We start from the raw sequence: 20,954 nt of genomic DNA, 5'->3' as shown, positions 1-20,954 counted from the left end.
AGATTTGTCGCAGAAATGACAAGGGGGGCCGAACGCTTCTATATCAGGCAACAATTATAGTAACATGAATTGTATTGAAAATACTTTCGTGATATACTCTGAAAGAAATCGATTTCCTAATGCCGTTGAAGTTGGTAATCAGAATTATCACAAGGAACAATAACGAGACATAAGGAGTGAATAGTGATGAAAAATAATGAAGTGTTTTCTTTTGCGGCTTCTCCAGAGCAATTGGGCGTTCCATCGTCAGCAATCCTGAACTTCCTTAAGCGGATAGACAGAGAGCAGATTTGTATGCATGGTTTTCTGATGCTGCGACAGGGGAGGATCGCCTCTGAAGGCTACTGGGCGCCATACACAGAAGATAGCATGCACCGGATGTATTCGGTGAGCAAGAGTTTCGTATCCTTGGCCGTCGGTTTGATGATTGACGAGGGGAAACTGCGGCTGGATGAAAAGGTGGCACGTTACTTCGAGGATTTGATACCAGAAGACTTGCATCCCTATTTGGCCGAATCAACTGTGAGGGATCTGTTGATGATGTCAACCCCACATTCTTCCACTTCCTACACGCGAACAGATGCGAATTTTGCCAAGACGTTCTTTCTTAAGAAGCCTTCACATCCACCGGGAACACTATTTTCGTATGACACTGCTGCTACGGTCATTTTGAATACAATCGTGGAGCGCATAAGCGGCGTCCCTTTCCTGGAATATATGCGCGATCGTCTGCTCAATCCGGTTGGATTTACGAAGGAAGCCTGGTGCATACGTACGCCGGAAGATACTTCATGGGGCGGATCCGGCGTCATCTGCAAGCTGAAGGACATGGCCAAACTAGCATATGTGTGTTTGAATAAAGGATCATGGAACGGTGCTCAATTGATTTCAGAAGATTACATATGCGAAGCGACATCGAAGCAGATCGACAATTCACTCGCAGGCCAATACGGTTACGGGTATCAGATATGGATAGAGCAGGACAGCGGGTTCTCCTTCAGAGGCATGGGATCGCAGCTCGCGCTGTGCTACCCCCAACGGGAACTGCTCTTTGCTTGCATCTCCGATACCCAGGGCCAGGCTGACGGTGAGGCGGCGATCAGAGCGGCATTCCGAGAAGAGATTTGGGCACAGATCGAGGATTCTCCTCTGCCTGAAGATACGGAAGCGTATGCCAAGCTTCAGAACTATATCGGGAACCTGCAGATTCTGCCGCAACGGGGGGAACGGTCATCTTCCTATGCGCAGAAGATTCACGGTCAGTGGTATATCTTACATAATAATCCGATGGGAATCTCCCGTATGCGTTTCATGTTCAATGGAGACGAAGGTGTTTGGGAATATGAGAATGCATCCGGAGCGCATCGGCTTGCGTTCGGTGTCGGCAAAAATGTTGACGGCCCATTCCCACAGAACAACTATTTCGGGAAGCAGATCGGTGTCATCCCGGGCAGTTGTTATCAATGCTTAGCTTCCGCTGCATGGGTCGAAGAGCATAAGCTTAATATGTTGGTCTACATCACTGATAATTATTTGGGCAGGTTTACCGCATCGTTCGCTTTCGAAGACAACCTGATTTCTGTGCATATGCTCAAAACGGCCGAATGGTTTCTGGATGAATACCAAGGCTTTGCAGCCGGGGTTCAGTTAGGAGAAGAACAACACACACTCTAAGTTTCATTTCAATCGTATAATCTGCATCCGACTAATGTTCATAAGTGTCGCCTACCCTCATTCGAATTCCAGGATTCTCTGGATACTCAATCAGAATGAGGGTATAATTTTTGGGAATCAACCATGCAACAACAGGAGGAATGAAGAAATGTTGGATTATCGGTTGAGACTGGATGGAGCACTCGACATGATATGGGAGCCTTTATGGCGTTTGCCTATTAGGCTGTCTCATGAAGAACAAGCATTGCTGAGAAGCAAAGCGGTTCGTCGACTTCATTTTATTCGACATGGCGGAGCGTCTTTCGTCAATTCCCATCATACTTACAGTCGACTGCAGCATACACTAGGCGTATTTGCACTTGCAGCCCACTTTGATCCGGATAATCGGACGCTAAGAACGGCGGCGCTACTGCACGACACAGGACACGCTCCATTCAGTCATACGCTTGATTCGCTAGATGGAGTGGATCATCACCAGTGGACCAGGGAAGTGGTTTTCTCGAATGAGATCGTTAGCATCCTTTCCCGTGCTAGAATTTCGCCTTCCGAAGTCATGGATTATATCGACGGATCTACGCGAAGCTTGCTGCGGAACAAGGATGGAGTGCTCCAGGCTGATCATCTGGACTCATGGGTGAGAAGTGCCTTCGTTGGCGGCTACTTGCCTGTATCTACTGAAGAACTTGTAAGCGGGATGCAGTACTCAGATGGTTATCTTCTATTTACGCCGGAGGCTGGCCGGCACGCTGTCACGCTCATTCTGGAAGAAGCCCTTATGCATGGATCCCCAGCTAATATAGGTGTAAACGCTATAATGAGGAAATTAGTACGCCAATTAATTCTCCATGACAAGCTTGATATTGCTATGTTGCCATTTATAACGGATGCGCATATCGAACAGTTGCTGCGTGATGAGGAGAGTACAGCAGAAGAATATGACATGCTGCTCATGGAATCATGGCGAATACGTGTGACACGAAAGAAGCCTTTTACTGAGGCAGAAACGACAAATTTGAAAAAGCTGTATTTAGCAATGCCCCTGATAGAAGGTGGTGTTCCAATTACTGAAGCATTCCCTGATATCTTAACATCAGTTGAAGATATGCAAGAATTGCTAGGCACGTACTATGTAAGTTGGGAATAACGAGTATGTTGACCAGAAAGAACAGCTAATGACTTGGAGCAGTATTACAAAGTTGTGAATGAACGGGTAGTGGGTGCTTTACACGACATATTTAATGATATAGCCAACGATAGGAAGCATGGTATTCCTATTCTTAATCGATTACAATTGAATGAGATAGAGCTGAAGCATATAGCACTATCATGGTATCGTACCTTTGAATAGGAGGAGTTAGATGATTAGAGTACATGCACGAGCCACCTTTAGTCCGGAAGGTCCGTTCGAATTAACTACCATTGAGCGCAGGGAACTGCAAGATCATGACGTTCTCATCGAGATAAAATACGCCGGTATTTGCCACTCTGACATTCACACCGCTCGAGGCGATTGGGGACCGGTTAACTATCCTCTCGTGCCAGGTCACGAGATCGCTGGTATAGTGACTCAAGTTGGTTCGGCAGTTACTAAATTCGACGTAGGGGATCGAGTGGGAGTAGGCTGCATGGTTGATTCATGTAGGGAATGCAATAACTGCAATAGGGGAGAGGAACAGTACTGTAGCAACGGGAATACAGGTACTTATGGTGCTATTGACAGGTACGGGCAATATACGCAGGGTGGCTATTCCACTCACATCGTAGTCACTGAGGACTTTGTAGTTCGAATTCCTGATGAAATGGAGCTTGACGTTGCTGCACCGTTATTATGCGCAGGTATCACAACCTACTCACCATTACGGCATTGGAGAGCCGCTCCCGGCAAGAAGATCGCTATTATTGGATTAGGCGGGCTGGGACATATGGCTGTGAAGCTTGCTCATGCCATGGGGGCGGAAGTTACTGTCCTTTCGCAGTCATTGAAGAAGAAAGAAGATGGCTTACGGCTTGGGGCTGCACACTATTATGCCACGAACGATTCCGATACGTTTACGAAATTGGCGGGCTCGTTTGATCTTATCGTGAATACTGTGAGTGCAAAGATTGATATTAACGCATATCTATCGTTGCTGGCGCTCGATGGCACATTGGTCAATGTCGGCGCACCATCAGAGCCCTTGCCTGTTCAAGTGTTCTCGCTTATTCCCCATCGAAGGTCGTTTGCCGGATCGATGATTGGAGGTATTCGCGAAACGCAGGAAATGCTTGATTTTTGCGCTGAACATCACATTGCTCCGGAGATCGAGATTATTCCCGCTAATGGGATTGATGAGGCCTGGAATCGTGTGCTGGCTTCAGATGTACGGTACAGATTTGTAATTGACATTAGTACTATGAATAATGCATAAGACTTAGACTTGCAGGTAAATCGTATGATCAGTATTCAAGAAATCTTGATTTAAATGGAATGAAAATGTAGGTAATAAATGTTGGCAACTCCCCCTTAAAGCTGAATGTGTTAAATCAAAGTTGTTTGCCGGTTACAACATTTTCCCACTTCGTATCGTTAAAGGTATAGAAGGGTGGGAACGCGATGATTAAGAAGGGCATCTGGATTATGATGGTTGCACTAATTGGCTTCATTTGACACAAACATATTCCAATCCATTTAACGAATGGGGTATGTTTGTGTCAATCTATGGATTTTAAGTGATCGAGATCTTCGCCACTATAAGCGATTGACTTATGTACAAAATACGAGTTTTGTGTAAAAGTATACGGAACGCGAATAGGCGAATTCCGTTTTCTTCCGAATTTATATGCTTATCCTTCAAAATCATTCAATAGCATCATTTGTTTGTTTCCACTTCAGACCTCACTTTGTTTCCAAACATAAAAATTCCACAATCACCTTCATGATTTGGCGGGATTTTGTTACAGGCTATTTCATTTATGATTAGATGATTGTATCTAGTTTTTAGCGATGACTTTAAGATCAAATTAACTTTATAAACTGGGATCAAACGTTATTCCGAACTCCTTCTTACTTATTTTTTCTACAGCTTTGCAGACGAATGTTTGGTCTATTTGTTTGAGACAATTGACTGGCAATACTATGACTTCAATAATATCTTTTTACATTATTGTATACAAACAAATCCAACCCAACCCTTATAAAAAGCTGCAGTATGCATAATTCCGTCCTCCTGGCTTATCCTATGACGGTTGGAGGTGATAGCGATGTCAGGACGCAACAGCAAGCCAAAGAATAACGGCCCGGCTTCAAGCCCTTCGCGGCTGGAGCAATTCGGAGACAAGTTCGCCCATGACAACAAGAAAGCTTCCCGGAAAGGGAACGCAGACAAGTCTAGCTGTTAATCGGTTACGAGCAGTCGATATTCGGCTGCTCGTAATGCGTTGATGTTACATGGAACAAGCAGCCCGCTTATAGCGCTCCCCCATCCACATCAACAACCTCTCGTTGGCATCATCGGATTGTGACTCCTTCATCAGTCAGTTGTAAATTCGTTCTTTATACAGATAAAAAGCAGCCGACCGGCTGCTTCAAAATCACTTTAGGATTGTCTACTTGCTGCAAGCGTATGAGGAGATGCTGCATAAGATGACTGCTCTTCCTTCACTCTGGTCATAAGACAATCCAGCTCCTGGCAATCCGAATAGTAACGCAATACTCGCTCTGTAGGCAGTGTGTCGATTACGGTCATGCAATGCTTGCAAATAATGACTCCCAAATCCAACGCTTTATCTGTCATATGATACACACCTTTCGTGTTTGAATCTGAATTAAGTATACATTTAATAACTTATTATGTACACTATATTACGATATAATGTGCCTCAATGGAAAGGTTATGTCGTCCTCTTTCATAATATGATGTTTTAATTCAATTCATGTATGCGTCGTTGTATATTTCTTACACCTCAAAACTATACATAATAAATGTTATGTAAACATAAAAGTCTTTAAGCTTAGAAAAGCAAGCGACTTCTATACAAGATGTGATAAAATCGATGTTAAGCGTTTCCAATCATGTGAGGAGGTCTTGTGCCATGTCAGAAGCAACTGCACGTGGAAGCACAACAATAAATGTACAGTCATTGGATGAGAACATGAAACTGGAGGAAAAGGGGCCACTCGGACTTCTCTGGCATTCCCCTGTCGAAGCACCATTCCGACTGTCGGGATTCGCCTGGTATGATCAAGAGCGCTTGTTCCGCCGCATGCCTGTTAATGATAGCGGCAAGCTGCCTCAAGCGGTCGACTATCTGGCGAACTGCACCGCAGGCGGACAGATCAGCTTCCGTACGAATTCGCCTAGGCTTGCGGTCTCCGTAGAACTCGTAGCGGCTGCGGATATGTACCATATGCCGGCGACCGGACAATGCGGCTTCGACGCTTATATTGGAACGCCGGGAGAGCATCGCTACATTGCAACTTCCCGATATGACCATCGTGAGCAATCCTATGAGTGTATATTATTCGAATTGCCGGAGAGCACTATGCGTGAGGTCACATTGAACTTCCCGCTCTATCAAGGTGTGAAGTCGGTATCCATAGGACTGGAGAGCGCCAGCGAAGTGCTCCCCCCAACTCCATATGCCAGCAATAAGAAAGTGGTATTATATGGCACTTCCATCCTGCAAGGCGGCTGTGCCAACCGTCCGGGGATGGCTTATCCGAACATTATAAGTCGCAGAATACCTATGCAGTTCATTAATCTAGGCTTCTCCGGCAATGGCCGCGGCGAACCCGAAGTCGCAGGGATCATTAGTGAAATTCAAGATCCCGCCTTACTGGTATTGGATTACGAAGCGAATGCAGTCAGTCATGAATTGTATAGTCAGACGCTGCCGGAATTCATCCGAATCTATCGGGAAGCGCATCCCGAAGTACCCATATTGGTCGTATCGAAATTCCGATACGCGCTGGAGAATTTCAATCCAGAGGCGCTGCAGCGCCGGCTCCGCATGAGACAGATCGCGATCGATGTCGTGGGGAAATATAAGCAACAAGGCGATCACAACATCCACTTCTTCGACGGCAGCGATATGTTCGGCGGTGATGATGCCCACGAATGTACCGTCGATGGCTCACATCCCACTGACCTAGGTTTTCTACGGATGGCAGATGCCTTAACTCCCACTTTCCAACAATTGCTCAGTAGAGAGTTAGAGTAAGCATAAGCGGGATGCCATGCCGAACGATAAGCAGACCCCATTCGGCAGGGGCTGCTCATCACATACTGATTAGGCTTTTTTGTTTCTCATGTGATAACGAATCATGTAATAGCCTGCTGCCAATCCCACAAATACCGCAAAAGCGGCTACTGTAGACCAACCCCAGAGTTCGCTTGCCGTGTGACCAACCGTGACGGATTTATCCAGCTGCTCGACCGATTCATAGCTCTCGATGATAGCTGGCACATAGTCGGCCGTAAGGACCATGCCCTGTGCAACCTGCCATGTCAGGCAAAGGACGAGAACAAGTAGAGCAAATACAACAGCTTCGATAAAATAATGTTTATTCCATGTCATCTTACAGCCTCCTCTCCACTATCCTAATGGCTAATGGAAAAAAATACAATAAAAAAGCCGATACCCAAGCATAACGCTTGAAGCATCGGCTTTATTGTACTGATTATTCAGCGTTCGGGAATATGCGCATAATCATGTCATTGAACTCTTGAACGAATCCCGATACCGGTCTACCTTCGCGAACGTCCTTCATGTACGTATTCATGCGGTCCATCAGTTCTGGATTTGTAGACACATATACGTTGTGAATATTGGCGTCTGTCTCTCTTACTTTGTCCGCAATCTGCTTCTCCATATCCTTCGACAGATCCTTCCCGGTATCCATCAAGGCCGCTACATAAGCATTGTTGCGTGTCACGAATACATTTGCGCTTTTCACACCGTTAATGGTAGTGATGCTGTCTGCCGCTTTTTCCGCTATATCGACGCGTTCATTCATTGAATTGTTATTTTTTCCTGTATAATTCTCATTCATGTAATCGCGGTTGCCGTCATACCCACGCATTCCCTTGTCGTACCCACGCTTATTAATGGCATTGTTGCGATAATTTTGGGCCTCCATCCCATTATCGTTGACACCGTTGTTATTTTTCGTTTTCATGGTGCAAGCCGGTGCAACAATAAGCAGGCACGCGACAAGGCACAGTAGCAAGACTGAGCTTCTTTTCAATCTAATACACCCCTTTGCATTTTTTCTTAGTATGCCGATTGTTTTGTTTTATATCCGCATAGTTGTGCACACTACATTCGTAACCCTGAATGCGAAAGGTGTGTAAGGTGGCGCTTATGATGCGATATGATCAGCTGTGGGATGTTGTTATAGTAGGCGGAGGGCCTGCTGGGCTAAGTGCAGCCCTTATACTGGGCAGATCCCGCAGATCGGTTGCTTTAATCGACGAAGGGAAGCCACGCCACAGCGTTACGAAGCAAGCCCATGGGTATCTGACTCGAGACGGAATTTCACCTGCTGCCTTCAGACATGCGGCGTATGAAGAATTAGCGCAGTACGACTCGGTATGGAGAATAGAAGATGTTGTAACGGAAGCCTTTAAGGAACAGAACCGCTTTCTGGTCAGCACCTACGGGGGATGCAAGCTGTATAGTCGGAATATCATAATTGCGGCAGGAGTGAAGGATAACTTGCCGCCATGGCAAGGAATGGTACAGGTATATGGTAAGTCTGTATTTTTATGTCCTTATTGCGACGGATGGGAACGGCGCGACGAGCCGTTAGCCGTATTCGGCAATGGCAACAATCTTTATGCTTTTACCAGGAAGATCTATAGCTGGAGCAAAGATTTGATTGTATTCACTGATGGGACTGCCAAATTGAATGAAGAGCAAAAGCTAGCACTGCAAATTCGCGGAATCGGTTTAGAGGAAGGGAAGATTAGTCAATTGCAGCACACAGCAGACGGGCAACTGACACATGTCAATATGCGTGACGGCGATAATATCGCCCGGACTGGCGGATTTCTGCTGGATACGAATGAACGGCAGGCGACAAACATACCGGAAAAATTAGGTATCGCACTTACGGCTGCGGGACATTATGAGACGGAACACCATGGTCAAACCGAAGTGAAGGGCCTTTACATTATCGGAGACGCGAGAACGATATTTTCCGGCCTAGTCGGAGCGGCGAACGACGGATACATTGTCGGAGAGATCATTAACAACGACCTGCTTGAACAGGAATGGAAGAAGAGCGGGTTGCATTAAGCTATGTAACGCGCAGAACAATTTTGCCGATACTTCGATTGCTTTCCATATATGCATGCGCCTCATCCGCTTGTTCCCAGTTCCAGACGGAATCGATCACAGGCATAAGCCGTCCATCCGTGAATCGAGGCCATGCATACCTAATGAAGGCAGCTGTCAGAGCAGCTTTCCGATCCAATGGCAATGAGCGCAGCGTCGTGCCAATCACCTGCAAGCGACGCGATATTCTGATCCCAATAAAGTGCGCCGATGAAATCCAGCACAAAGTGTACGCCAGCACCGTCAGTGATCTTACGGATTCGAGGCTCGAATGGTCCCTCCTTGTAATTGATTGCATGCACGGTCTTCGATAGACGGCTCCGCCGCATCACTAATATATAGGACATTTTGATCGTGAAAGATCGCTTTCATCGTTGTCACCTCTTCTATCGTATCTGGTCCTAGCAGGCCGAATAGGCGCAGCTTGCTATCAGGTTCGATGACTAAAATAAAAACCCTCATTTGCCGCAATAATAGATGCGATAAATGAAGGTCTTATTGGCATTATTCGCCTAAATCGACGTTATGGAAGACTTGTTGCACATCCTCCAAGTCTTCCAAGGCATCCACCAGCTTCTCGAATTGTGCCTGGACATCCTCATCAGGCAGCGATACCTCATTCTGCGGCAGCATGGTCAACTCGGCAACGGAGAATTCTTCAATCCCGGAGGACTTGAACGCTTCCTGCACATTATGGAATTGATCCGGCTCCGCATAGACAATGACGACGTCATCCTCTTCAATAATGTCACGCACGTCGGCATCTGCTTCCAGCATCATCTCCATCACTTCATCCAGCGACTTGCCTGTCACGCCGAACACAGCTGTCGCATCGAACATGTAAGACACGGAACCTGTAACGCCCATGCTTCCGCCATTCTTGTTGAATGCGGCTCGCACCGCCGGCGCCGTGCGATTGACGTTGTTCGTGAGCGCGTCCACAATGACCATGGAACCGTTCGGGCCGAAGCCTTCATATCGTTGCTCGACATAAGTCTCGTCTCCAGAGCCCTTCGCTTTATCCAGCGCACGGTCGATTATTGCCTTCGGCACGTTGTACGTTTTGGCTCGCTCCAAGACGACCTTCAATGCGCGGTTGGATTCCGGGTCCGGCTCGCCTTTCTTAGCGGCCACATAAATTTCAACACCGAACTTGGCGTAGATACGGCTCGTGTTCGCGTCCTTCGAAGCCTTCTTTTCCTTAATATTATTCCACTTGCGTCCCATGCTGACTCTCACTTCCTTCTATCAAATCATATCCACTATCATACACGAAATAAAAACGTTCTTGCAATGCGTTCGTATGAAATACGCTCGTTAGTCCAACGGCATGCGCAATCTTATCATATCTCTGCAGCGGATTCCATTCTCGATGATCTCTTCCTCATAATGGCGAACGAAAAAATCGTGGTCGATGCGATGGAGACGGAAACCGCACTTTTGATAGAGCAACAATTGATTGATGCTGGAATTACCTGTCCCAATCTCCAGTACGGCAGCTTTCATGCGCGCAGCTTCCTGAATCGCATGATGAATCAGCAGCTTGCCTATCCCCTTGCCTTGATAGGACTCATCGACCGCTATATTCACAATCTCCATCACGCCGGGCTCACTCTCCAGCAATAGGTATTGCCCCACCAACTTGTCTCCAAGATAAGCCAGGCAACAAATTCCTCTCTGGAGATAGGTGTCGACCAACGCTTTCGAAGGGTCGGCCAACAATAACAGCTCGTAAGGAGGTTCATCACCCACTGCCAGTTGTTCCACTCGTAAGATTTCCGCATACTCCATAAGGATTTCCTCCTTTTTCAAGGCCATTACAAAGGATTTTAACATTCCCTCATCGCTCAAGCGAACTTCACCCTCTGCTCTAACATTGGCGACTGGTAGTAAGCGTCGTGAATGCCGCTCCGCTCTATATCTTCCTTCGCTACTCGCTTATACGGCAGCGTAGTCTGGAAGGAACTTGCGAACACTTCCGGAGTTACCCTAATCTCTTCTTCATTCAGCCATCGAGCCAGAAGAACGCCATCCGATCTGCCGGTGAAATAGTCAGCGTGCTTGAAGCCGCCGCTGAACCACGGATGCTCCTCTTCCTTGGTCGCTCCGGCATCATTCAAACATACATACAAGGATAAATCGTCGCAAAACTGAAGAATTTTAAAATGAGCCGTAAGCGCTTCCTCGTTCAAACTGCCCAACTGCTCCCTTAATCGAACTTGTCTCTCGTCCTCCCGTGCACAAAAAGCAACACAATCCTCCTGATCCGTTTGGCGGAGCAGTTCAAAGGATGAAAAATGCATACAACAAAGAAGACCGCCGTAAGGACTCATCTCTTCGACCTCATCTATGCCTAATCCGTAAAAGTGCAGCTTGGGAGCGATCGGATAATCTTCAAATGTGAAAGGGCGACTTGCGGCATCGTGCCAGATCGGCGTCTCATCCAGCTTGATCCAACCACGGTCGTGCTCGTAGATGGTTTGAATCACTGTATCTCTCATCATCTCATCAATGAAATAGGATGACTTGATAGAACTGGCGATGTCTCCGGACAAGCGACCATGATCATGCTGAGCAATCATAATGAAGTGCTGCGCTTCTTCCCGAATAATCATGAATGTCCCTCCTCACGTGTTACGTACCATCCCTTACAATAATTCGTCAGTATTAGCTTCAATTCCTGTTGCTTGTCTATATCGTCGCTAGACTTACTGCAATCTTTCCACGCTGATTCCATCGGAACCGAAGCTGATGACGAATTGATGCTGCTGTCCCGAGGAACCGTAGTAGGCTTCCGTCTTAATAGTATATTCACCATACTTGTCAAGCCTAATCGCTTCATTCACGATTTTCTTCTCATACAGTGTTATATTTTGATCTAGCAGTCGTTTGTCTATCAATCGCGTACTGCGTTCGTTCTCGTACAGATAAACTTCGTAATCTAACGTAACGGTGTCGTACAATTCGGAGTTCCGCTGGACTTTATTCATTAATAGCAATGTGGCGGACTCTGCTTCTGGACTGACTTCCGACACCTTCAGCAAAGCATGTAACTCCACTGGAAAGGGATAAGGCGGGGAAGGTTCTTTGATGCTTTTGTGATCAAGCACTGAGCAAGAGCTTAAGAAGAGACATAAAGTCACTAAAGAAAATAGAGTTGATAGGTCCTTCCGCACGAACACTCCCCCAATCCGTTCATATCGAAATATCTTTATTCGTCTCAATCTCGATAGTGGGAAGTATCTCCCTGCAGCGCTTCTCCGTGCCAGACAGCCTGATTCTTGCCAAGCTCCGTAAGCGATGAATTATGATGGCATATTGAGCAGCTTGCCCGCTAACGTTGTAATCGCTTGGCCAGACATGAGAATCCGGTCATTCTCAATGCGCAGCATAAGCAATCCTTCCCGCTTCGACAGCTGTACAGCCGTAAAGCTGTTCTTGTCGAGCCTCTTCTGCCAATAAGGGGCAAGACAGCAATGGGCTGATCCGGTTACAGGATCTTCATTAACCCCAATGACGGGATAGAAGCAGCGGGATACGAAATCAACATCAGGCCGCTTCGCTCTGCAGGTTACGATGATGCCTCTGGCTTTCACCGTCGACCATTCCTGAAAGTTGGGCTTCAGCGCTCTTAGCACGCCCTCGTCCTCCACTTCGATAAGATAGTCCATTCGATTCCGGCCGATATAATGAAATCTCTCTCCCAATCCTACGATAAGCTGCGGTGGAGGAACGCATTCTTCTTCCTGTTCCAAGGGGAAATTCAGTTGAATCCAATCTCCTTGTCTTGTTGCGTGAAGCATTCCGCTCTTCGTATGGAAGGATAACCGCTGTTCGTCTAGCGCCAGTTGCTCCCACAGGACATGCGCGCTTGCCAAGGTTGCATGTCCGCATAGCTCAACTTCAGCCACTGGTGTGAACCATCTTAACTTGAAGCCGTCTCCTTCAGTTCTTCGCAATACGAACGCCGTCTCCGATAAGTTCATTTCACAGGCGACCTGCTGCATCCATTGCTCCGATTTCTCTTCCTCAAGCAAGCATACAGCAGCGGGATTGCCCCGAAAGGGCTCGTTCGAGAAAGCGTCCACTATGTATATGTTCATCTTCTTCTCTCCTTGACGCCACACTAGTTTACATAACTATATTTATGTTAATCAATTCTTGCGCATAAGCCTGAAGTCAGTTAGTTTGTAACCCTCCTCATGCAGGCTAATCCTGCTTGCTCCAAGTCGTTCTTATATATCCAAGCTTCATGCCGACTCTCTCCATATTGCGATGGCTTTGGGACAGGTAAGCGCATTGACCCACTACGAGTCTGCAACCGCGTTCCATAGCTTCCCATATCCTTCGCTTGAGCAATGCTTGCTGCAACCCTCGCCCCCGATATTCCGGAAGTGTCGCTGCGAACGTGAGTGAAGCAACTGCACCTTGTATGAACATGACCCCTACCGCCGCAGGCACTTGATCGTCATAAGCGAGGAAGTACTTCCAGCCCGGCCGGTGGTACATAATCTCATTGTTGGCCGCTATGTAAGGAACTCCGTTGTCCGGCAATCCCGTTCCCTTGCAGTGAATAGCTGCGTAAAGCTGAAATTCGTCTTCCTGCAGCTCTTGGATCGTAATGGAATTCGGAATATGCGCCATATCAGCTTGTAAGGAATCCACATATAAGGAATTATGAAATCCGGATTGGTACAGTCCCCGTTTTGCCAGTTGCTTCAACAGCTTGTGATCTGCGCGTGACGGCACAAGCTCGAATTGTACCGCTCTCCCTCTGGCTTCGTAGAATGCGATGATGTCATCTATGTACTCTGCATCTGCGCTCGACATTCCTTTCACGGTATTAAACATGGCCCATGGCATACGCTCACTATATAAACACAGCGTACTGCCAAAATGTTTCATTTCAATTCCTTCCGGATTGCCTGCCTTGCTCTGAATAGCCGTCATTCTGTCCAACATATATTGTATTTCGGACGATTCGATCTCATGAACCAGCTGCTCTGAAGGTAGATGCATCATCCCGCTTCCTCCTAACCAGATTATTCCGCTTCTCCGTCATCATGGTCCAACCGATCATAAGCAAAGCCGCTACAACAATACTCATAGGTATATAGAACAGGAATGGATGATAGCCGTCTATGATTAATGGAAGCACGTAGCCGACAAGCGTCGCCATAAGAATGATGCACTCGTACAAGCTGGCTCCGAAGCCGCTGCGGGCGAGGAACATGCGCTGCACATACCCCATTGCTACGCCGAATTTGATCGAAACGAACAAGGAATACAGCGGTTGAACCAGAAAGAACAGCAGGAGCGGAGGAGACCAGACATACACGGCGTAACAAATGATAGCGCTGACGCCGCCTATAATAAGGATAGGCTTCGTTCCATACCTTGCTGCCCAATAGCCCGATACAGTCATTAACAATAGCTCAAATATTGCTTGCACACTCCAAATATAGGAGGCAATCTCAGCTCTGCCGAACAGCTCCTTCACGACAAGCGGCAAGTACAATCCGCGAATGGAATCCGCACAAGCAATCAGTAGGATAGCAAGAAGCATAAGTAGCGAGAATGGTTCTCCTGTCACGCTATTCGACGAGCTGTTCTCCTTCTTCGTCGTGGAATCCAACTCGCGATGAAGCGTCAGCAGAAGCACCAAAGCGGCATAGCCCCCTATATTCCCCCACAGCACACCTTGGAAAGTAGCTAGCACGTATAGATTAGCTCCAATCAGCAAGCCGCTGAAAAAACCGACGCTAAGCGACGATCTCAGCCAAATTTGCGCCATCTCCACAAGAGAAGGCGCAAGCTGAGTGAAATGATGTCGCGAGATGGCGAATAGCTGCCCCATGATAAGTCCAGATGGCGCTGCGGCAATACACATGCCGATTAAAGCTCCTGTATAATCATCCGCCCTCATATAAACAAGCAAGCCTATCATGCAAATGACAGCTGCAGTCAGCGCAATGGGCTTCTTATGCTTCATACGGTCGCTGTAAGCTCCTACGGTGATAGTAACGATCATATTCAGCAAGGCCGATATGGAGAATATCGAGACGATTTCTCCTTTCACAAGACCAATACTGTCACTCAAATAAATGGAATTCATTGGCGCCAGAATGCCAAGTCCAATACCATAGAAAAACAGTGCGCCTAGCAATCTGCGTGCACCCGGCACGGTGCTGAAAGTCCTCATGTCAGACCAAATGCTCAAACCAATCTCTCCTCCGGTAACGATAGTATGTGATAACGAGCAGTGATCATGGGATGTTGACTATGAATATGAGCGTTCCATAGTAGATCAACTAATTCGATTAATGCCATTAATCGATTCGCCATTCTATTTAATTAATGAAGTTAATGACTTATGGGGCTAATGAGTTATTGATGACAATCTCCTACCAATCCCAATCGCCAGAAACCAGTCCCAACTGGTGACCGATCCAGTAGCCAACTGTTTTCGTTTTCTCATTCACCTTCTCAGCTGTACAAGCAGATTCCGGCTTGTAACCGCTCGCTAGAGCTTCTTTTAATGTCGTGTCGGACAGATGGTTAGTCAAGCCTTTCGCTTGCTCAAAACATGGTGGAGCGATAAAGTATTCGTTAGTATGATCCACAACAATTCTGATTTCATCCGAAGGCGCAACAGATATGGGGATGAACATCGCTGCGAACAGCAAGCCTGCGGTCAATGTAATGATTATTGTTTTTTTGCGCATCGTATTCCATTCCTTTTCATGTCATTTGTCGATCATGGATGATTTACCTTCATTTACTGCTACACTTTATCTCTTTCGTTTGATCAAATAAGCTTTATCTGCTCGCTCGAATCCCAGTCTTGGGTAATAGTCCACCGCTTCCGGCGCTGCTAAGAGCACAAAGGAACAAGATTCGCCAATGCGCTCCTGCACGATGGCAACCAACTTCTTTCCGATCCCATGCTTCTGGTAGGCGCGATCTACAGCCAAGTCTGATAAATAGCAGCAATAGCTGTAGTCTGTCAGCGCTCTTGCCACTCCGACAAGCCTTTCTCCATCCCATGCTGTAACGAGCAAGTCAGCATGCTGAATCATCAAATGAAGCCTGACAATGTCATCAGTAGGTCTCCGAATTCCCGAATTTTTGAATACTTGAGCGAGCTTATCCGGCGTAACTTGTGCATTTTCCCTATACACAATATTGGACATTTGCAATCTCTCCCTATTCATTTCACCTTAATGAAGCCGTTCACTCGACCTTCTCTCTTTATCCCGCTGCAAGGCTTCTTTCACATAGTCACGAGGAGGACGAGGAGGAAGCTTGCTATTAATAATGAATAATAATATTAAATTGATAACGAGCAAAATGACGAGGATTAGTACCATGTGTATTGGCCACTCCTTCCTTCTGTTTCACTGGTCGATTTAGTTAGCCTCCATACGCCCTTTCTTCACTTTCATGTATATGGAATCGTATATGGTGAAGTTTACCACATATGAAGAAGGTGCGTCAGGGAGATTTTTCTCCACATAATCAGGCATACTGTTCGGCTTATGCACTGCATAAGATGATTCTGATGCTCGTATCATTTTCCGCAGCTATCGACCGCAGGGATTCACTCCGATATCCATCTATGGCCGGTGCATGGTACACCGCTTAAATTTGAAGTGTATCTGCAGGAAATAGAAGTGAAAAGGAGAATACTGACTTCTAATGTAATTATCTAACCGGATGAGCAGGATTAGCATCCAAGAGAATAAAAACTCTGTTGCAAGGTAGAGTGTCCCAAATGGAGATAAAAAAGGAGCGTGACTTCGGATATGTACATGCTGCAAAATAAACTCTATTTGAAAATACTCCTGTACTTCCTCTCTCTGCTCATCCCTATCATCGTCATCGGATGCATTGTCTATTTGAACGTGGATCATATGGCCAAGCGCGACGTCTCGCATAAGCTCTCGGCCAATTTAAAGTTCTCGTCGGGTACAATTGACATTTATCTGGGCATGGCGCATACGATGAACAATAATTTATTGCTAAGCGATGTAATCCAGCAGCATTTGACGCCTTATCCCCAATTAACCGATCCGGAACGGGTCAAGCTGCAGCTCATAATAAGGGCGATCGCACAAAAGCGAAATGAAATCAGCTCCTTCATTGATCATATCTTCCTCTACGCAGACAACGAACGTGTATTCTCCAACGAAGGCCTTGTCGAGTTTAATACGTTCTTCGATAAATTCTACTCCCTCAACGGTTATGACAAGCGTTATTGGGAAGAGAGACTTCATGCAACAAGCGTTTTTCAATTACTTGGCCCCACCCAAGCGAGCAGCCATATGAAGGGTAAAGCCACTGAAGTCATCGGCATTTCGACACAATACGTGAATGGCAACCGAGTAACGCTTGTCACGACACTTTCCGTTCCCGCTATCGCTTCTGCGCTTAAAAACAACGCGCTCTACCCTTCTACTGCTTACCTCATCACCGACAGCAATGGCGACCTTATTCTAACTAGCAGTGAGTTGAAGCCCGAAGCCATCTCTTCCATGCTGAATGGGCTTTCCAATCGCCAGTCCAGCCGAATGATGAAGGTTGGCGGCATTGACGCTCTTATTGTCAGTATTCCGTCTAATGCTTTCGGCTGGAATTATATCTCCATTACGCCCCTATCCGCTTTCAGCGGAGAAGCGGCCAGCATCTTGGGCCTCGTCATCTGGATTTGCATCAGCCTTATCTTGATCGGGATTGTCTTCTCCTTCATCTTCAGTGTTAATCTGTATAATCCCATTCGCAACATTAAGAACATTCTGCTGCGCAGCGAGCAAGAAATGGTGAACGGCAGCACGCAGGATCAGCATGATGAATTGACGGCGATCGGCAGCATGATTCGCCAGCTGGTCCAGCATAACCGCGACGCTTCGATCAAGCTGAATGAATATTCCAGCGAGCTGCTGGACCAGTTTTTCACCAATATGATGAAAGGAAGCGTGTGGGCACAGCAAGAACCGCCTAGCCGAATATTGGATGAATTAAGGTTCCAGGACGGCTATTATATATGCTGCTGCTTCCACTTTCAGTACAAGGAGAGATTCTACGAGGAAGTGCAGGAATCTGATCGGATAATGATTGAGGATAAAATGAAGAATGTCATATGGGGACTGCTGCGCCGATACGTATCCTGTTATGTGCTGGAAGCGGAGCCTAATCTGTATGCCGGCATCATCAACCTGAAGCAGATGCGGGATCGGGTGCAGTTCGATGAAGCGCTGGAACAGATTAAGACAACCTTCGAATATGACATGATCTACTGCAGGATGTCCATCGGAATCGGCAAGCTCTATGACAAGCCGGGCGATATGGTGAAATCGTACAGCGATGCGATCACTGCCATCGTTAATGACAAAAGCTCATCCAGCGTAACGATGACGGATGCTGCTGATCTTGCAATTGAGCAGACCTATTACTATTCCTTCCTGGACGAGAACAAAATCGTCAACGGTCTGAAAGCGGGTAATATGGAGCTGCTGCGCGCTGAAGTAGAACAGTTGCTTCAAGCGAATAAGAACATTGGCGTATCCTACACTTATCTGGGCGCCTTGCTGACGGATCTGATGCACACAGGCGTTCGCTTCGTGCACGATCGCCAGCTGCCGCTTCCCCCTCTGCTGAGCGATGATCAATATGCGGTGCTTGTCAGACCCAGCCTGTCCCCCGGAGAGCTGCATGAGCGGACAGTGCAGCTGCTGGACTTCTACCGGAGAATCGTATCGAGAACAATGGCAATAGGCGTGAGCAAGTCAGGTTCCGTCGTCTCGGATATCACCCGATATATAGAACAGCACTATACCGATAACATTTACTTGGAGACGATTGCCGATGAGATTGGCCTGTCTCCCAAATATGTGTCCCGCTTGTTCAAGGAGACGACCGGTACGAGCATTACTCAGTACATTAGTCTCGTCCGTATATCCAAAGCCAAGGAACTGCTGGCGCAAACGGATTTGAAGGTGAGTGAAATATCGGAGCGCATCGGAATTACTAGCCGTACAACCTTCCTTCGCCTGTTCAAGAAGCATGAGAGTCTATCACCGCTTGACTATCGTCAGCTTCACGCACGCAAGCAAAGCATATAGTCGTCGGCGCCTTTTTAGCGCATGGTGGAAAAGTGAAACATTTCCAGAAAGAAGGGATATCGGTGCATATCGTTCCTTTTTGGCTCTACATATGCGAGTGGCCCAGTGCTATCGTGGAGAGTGAAAGAAAATAGAGGATTGCTGAGGAGGGTTATTACTATGCACCGAAAAAGTAGAACAGGCTGGTTGTGGGTATGTTGTATAGCAATGGTACTCAGCTTGCTGGCGGGCTGCAGCGGGAACAACAACAATACCGAATCGGGCGGATCAAGCCCGTCACCAACGGCCAAGGCCGACAGCGGCAAGAAAGAGGAAGCCGGTAAAGACGACAAGCCGCTTGAATTGACGTGGATGAGGTATGAGCATCCTTCGCAAGCACTGCTGTCCGATTCCGTTGCTGTACAAGAATTTCTGAAGCGGCAAAATGTGAAGCTGAACGTGCAAGGCGTGCCCCAAAGCAACTACGATGATAAGAAAAAAACATTGATCGCAACTAACACGATGCCGGATGTCTTGCTGGTGAAGCAGGACGATATTCAGAACTTCGCGGATTCGGGCATCTTCCTTGACCTGACACCACACCTGGACAATATGCCCAACTTCAAGAAAGTAATCGAAGAGCAGCCTGACATTAACAAGAACAAAATCGACGGAAAGCTGTACGGATTCCCGCTCGCAGCCAAAAAATCCGGATCGGGCGGACAACTGCCGATGATGCGGATCGATGTGCTGGAGAATTTGGAGTTAAATCAGCCCTCAACCTATGATGAGCTCTACCAGGTGCTGAAAAAAATGAAGGAAGCTAATCCGGACTCCTTTCCCTTCACAGCCCGCGCAGCGAACGGATTGACGGGCACGGAGAATTTGCTCAATCCGATTACCTTTGGATTTGGAAGCGGTTACACCACCTTCAACGGCTCCAAGGTCTATTATGAGCCCGAGACGGGGAAATATCAGTTCGGACCGGAATCACCGGAATTTAAGCAAGCGGTAGAATGGCTCCATATGCTCTATAAAGAGAAGCTGCTGGACCCCGACTATTCAACAGCCACCTCTCAGATCTGGCAAGAGAAGCTCAGCTCCGGTAAATCGTTCTACTTCCAGGATAATCATGGCTTCGCCGGCTCCTTCAACGTCACATTGAAGAAGGTGAACCCGGAGTATCAATTCGATATGCTGGACACATTGACCGCGCCAAGCGGCGCCAAGCGGAATCTCATCTATCCGAAGGGGCATCTGTCAGAGTCTTATGTCCTGAACGCCAAGCTGAAAAATCCGGAGAAAGCCATTGCATTCATAGATTGGTTGTATTCCGAGGAAGGCTCCAGCCTGACCAGTCTCGGCATTGAAGGCAAGGATTATACGCTCACGAACGGCGAGTACAAGATGTCGGATGACGTATACAACAAGTATAAAGATGAGCAAAGCCCCTACTACTCGCTTGCCTCCGCGCTAGGTCTCGGCTACCTCGGCTTCGGGTTGTATGAGGACAATCGCATGGGCATGACCTGGCAGACCGAAGAATCCATCCGTTGGGATGATAAGGCAGCTAAAGCTGAGCAAGCGGGCGAGAATATCCGCTTCGTCAGCGATCCTCCGTTCACGATGGAGGAGCGGGAACGGCTGAAACAGCTACGTTCGCAACTGGATGCTTATCTGACACAGAACATGGATAAGTTCATTATGATAGAAGGCTCAATGAAGGATTGGGAAGGCTTCGTCGCGGAGCTGAAGAAGAAGGGCTCCGATGAGCTCGTCAGTATCTATAACGCGGCGTTGGATCGCGTAAAATAGGCTTTGGCCGGGGGAAGACGTTCGCCGTTTTCTCCCGGCTAGGAAAGC

General features: G+C 47.2%; 21 protein-coding genes. 8 read left to right on the top strand and 13 right to left on the bottom strand.

Features of this window, described 5'->3' with window-relative positions:
- The first annotated feature begins 186 nt into the window (after nucleotides 1-186).
- The 4 genes from ACFQ2I_RS06695 to ACFQ2I_RS06680 all read left to right on the top strand — a co-directional run bounded on the left by ACFQ2I_RS06695 (nucleotide 187) and on the right by ACFQ2I_RS06680 (nucleotide 5,052).
- A complete protein-coding gene (locus ACFQ2I_RS06695) occupies nucleotides 187-1,674 on the top strand; it encodes a serine hydrolase domain-containing protein (protein WP_377562924.1) in 1,488 nt (495 codons plus the stop codon).
- A gap of 148 nt (nucleotides 1,675-1,822) precedes the next feature.
- Nucleotides 1,823-2,818, top strand: coding sequence for an HD domain-containing protein (locus ACFQ2I_RS06690; RefSeq protein WP_377562923.1), 996 nt, complete (start codon nucleotides 1,823-1,825; stop codon nucleotides 2,816-2,818).
- Nucleotides 2,819-3,032: 214 nt separating this feature from the next.
- The gene (locus ACFQ2I_RS06685; RefSeq protein ID WP_377562922.1) at nucleotides 3,033-4,082 is read left to right on the top strand and encodes an NAD(P)-dependent alcohol dehydrogenase; all 1,050 of its coding nucleotides are present in this window, start codon (nucleotides 3,033-3,035) and stop codon (nucleotides 4,080-4,082) included.
- 832 nt (nucleotides 4,083-4,914) lie between these two features.
- The gene (locus ACFQ2I_RS06680) at nucleotides 4,915-5,052 is read left to right on the top strand and encodes a hypothetical protein (protein ID WP_377562921.1); all 138 of its coding nucleotides are present in this window, start codon (nucleotides 4,915-4,917) and stop codon (nucleotides 5,050-5,052) included.
- A gap of 197 nt (nucleotides 5,053-5,249) precedes the next feature.
- Here ACFQ2I_RS06680 and ACFQ2I_RS06675 read toward each other — a convergent pair whose 3' ends face one another.
- Complete coding sequence (locus ACFQ2I_RS06675) at nucleotides 5,250-5,447, bottom strand: GapA-binding peptide SR1P (protein WP_377562919.1); 198 nt, start codon at nucleotides 5,445-5,447, stop codon at nucleotides 5,250-5,252.
- 298 nt (nucleotides 5,448-5,745) lie between these two features.
- Between ACFQ2I_RS06675 and ACFQ2I_RS06670 the strand changes: the two genes are divergently transcribed.
- Nucleotides 5,746-6,873 (top strand): SGNH/GDSL hydrolase family protein, encoded by a 1,128-nt coding sequence (locus tag ACFQ2I_RS06670; protein WP_377562918.1) that lies wholly within the window; start codon nucleotides 5,746-5,748, stop codon nucleotides 6,871-6,873.
- A gap of 69 nt (nucleotides 6,874-6,942) precedes the next feature.
- Here ACFQ2I_RS06670 and ACFQ2I_RS06665 read toward each other — a convergent pair whose 3' ends face one another.
- Nucleotides 6,943-7,230 (bottom strand): hypothetical protein, encoded by a 288-nt coding sequence (locus ACFQ2I_RS06665; protein WP_377562917.1) that lies wholly within the window; start codon nucleotides 7,228-7,230, stop codon nucleotides 6,943-6,945.
- 103 nt (nucleotides 7,231-7,333) lie between these two features.
- On the bottom strand, nucleotides 7,334-7,900 hold the full coding sequence (locus ACFQ2I_RS06660) for a YhcN/YlaJ family sporulation lipoprotein (protein ID WP_377562916.1): 567 nt from the start codon (nucleotides 7,898-7,900) through the stop codon (nucleotides 7,334-7,336).
- 116 nt (nucleotides 7,901-8,016) lie between these two features.
- Here ACFQ2I_RS06660 and ACFQ2I_RS06655 point away from each other — a divergent pair, with 116 nt between their 5' ends.
- Nucleotides 8,017-8,952: an NAD(P)/FAD-dependent oxidoreductase gene (locus tag ACFQ2I_RS06655; protein WP_377562915.1), complete on the top strand. Its 936-nt coding sequence runs from the start codon at nucleotides 8,017-8,019 to the stop codon at nucleotides 8,950-8,952.
- A gap of 1 nt (nucleotide 8,953) precedes the next feature.
- On the opposite strand, the gene ACFQ2I_RS06650 is transcribed toward ACFQ2I_RS06655, so the two are convergent.
- From ACFQ2I_RS06650 to ACFQ2I_RS06605, 10 genes are all read right to left on the bottom strand, one after another.
- Nucleotides 8,954-9,232 carry a zinc-binding dehydrogenase gene (locus tag ACFQ2I_RS06650; protein ID WP_377562914.1) on the bottom strand — a complete coding sequence of 93 codons (279 nt, stop codon included), beginning with the start codon at nucleotides 9,230-9,232 and terminating at the stop codon, nucleotides 8,954-8,956.
- A 263-nt stretch (nucleotides 9,233-9,495) separates the two neighbouring features.
- Complete coding sequence (locus ACFQ2I_RS06645; protein WP_377562913.1) at nucleotides 9,496-10,218, bottom strand: YebC/PmpR family DNA-binding transcriptional regulator; 723 nt, start codon at nucleotides 10,216-10,218, stop codon at nucleotides 9,496-9,498.
- 90 nt (nucleotides 10,219-10,308) lie between these two features.
- Nucleotides 10,309-10,782 carry a GNAT family N-acetyltransferase gene (locus ACFQ2I_RS06640; protein ID WP_377562912.1) on the bottom strand — a complete coding sequence of 158 codons (474 nt, stop codon included), beginning with the start codon at nucleotides 10,780-10,782 and terminating at the stop codon, nucleotides 10,309-10,311.
- A gap of 56 nt (nucleotides 10,783-10,838) precedes the next feature.
- Nucleotides 10,839-11,606, bottom strand: coding sequence for a DUF3891 family protein (locus ACFQ2I_RS06635; RefSeq protein ID WP_377562911.1), 768 nt, complete (start codon nucleotides 11,604-11,606; stop codon nucleotides 10,839-10,841).
- A 93-nt stretch (nucleotides 11,607-11,699) separates the two neighbouring features.
- On the bottom strand, nucleotides 11,700-12,035 hold the full coding sequence (locus ACFQ2I_RS06630; RefSeq protein ID WP_377562910.1) for a hypothetical protein: 336 nt from the start codon (nucleotides 12,033-12,035) through the stop codon (nucleotides 11,700-11,702).
- A gap of 261 nt (nucleotides 12,036-12,296) precedes the next feature.
- Nucleotides 12,297-13,094: a PhzF family phenazine biosynthesis protein gene (locus ACFQ2I_RS06625; protein WP_377562909.1), complete on the bottom strand. Its 798-nt coding sequence runs from the start codon at nucleotides 13,092-13,094 to the stop codon at nucleotides 12,297-12,299.
- 106 nt (nucleotides 13,095-13,200) lie between these two features.
- Entirely contained in the window at nucleotides 13,201-14,013 is an 813-nt protein-coding gene (locus tag ACFQ2I_RS06620; protein ID WP_377562908.1) for a GNAT family N-acetyltransferase, read from the bottom strand.
- Nucleotides 13,979-15,211, bottom strand: coding sequence for an MFS transporter (locus tag ACFQ2I_RS06615; RefSeq protein WP_377562906.1), 1,233 nt, complete (start codon nucleotides 15,209-15,211; stop codon nucleotides 13,979-13,981). The genes ACFQ2I_RS06620 and ACFQ2I_RS06615 overlap by 35 nt, the downstream gene beginning before the upstream one ends.
- A gap of 184 nt (nucleotides 15,212-15,395) precedes the next feature.
- Entirely contained in the window at nucleotides 15,396-15,716 is a 321-nt protein-coding gene (locus tag ACFQ2I_RS06610) for a hypothetical protein (RefSeq protein WP_377562904.1), read from the bottom strand.
- A 66-nt stretch (nucleotides 15,717-15,782) separates the two neighbouring features.
- On the bottom strand, nucleotides 15,783-16,184 hold the full coding sequence (locus ACFQ2I_RS06605; protein WP_377562903.1) for a GNAT family N-acetyltransferase: 402 nt from the start codon (nucleotides 16,182-16,184) through the stop codon (nucleotides 15,783-15,785).
- 612 nt (nucleotides 16,185-16,796) lie between these two features.
- Between ACFQ2I_RS06605 and ACFQ2I_RS06600 the strand changes: the two genes are divergently transcribed.
- The gene (locus ACFQ2I_RS06600) at nucleotides 16,797-19,112 is read left to right on the top strand and encodes a helix-turn-helix domain-containing protein (protein ID WP_377562901.1); all 2,316 of its coding nucleotides are present in this window, start codon (nucleotides 16,797-16,799) and stop codon (nucleotides 19,110-19,112) included.
- 159 nt (nucleotides 19,113-19,271) lie between these two features.
- Nucleotides 19,272-20,906 carry an extracellular solute-binding protein gene (locus tag ACFQ2I_RS06595; protein ID WP_377562900.1) on the top strand — a complete coding sequence of 545 codons (1,635 nt, stop codon included), beginning with the start codon at nucleotides 19,272-19,274 and terminating at the stop codon, nucleotides 20,904-20,906.
- The last annotated feature ends 48 nt before the right edge of the window (nucleotides 20,907-20,954 follow it).

It is taken from the genome of Paenibacillus chungangensis (assembly GCF_042675905.1).
GTDB classification, from domain to species: Bacteria; Bacillota; Bacilli; order Paenibacillales; family Paenibacillaceae; genus Pristimantibacillus; species Pristimantibacillus chungangensis.
This window is presented reverse-complemented; position numbering and strand designations above follow the sequence as displayed.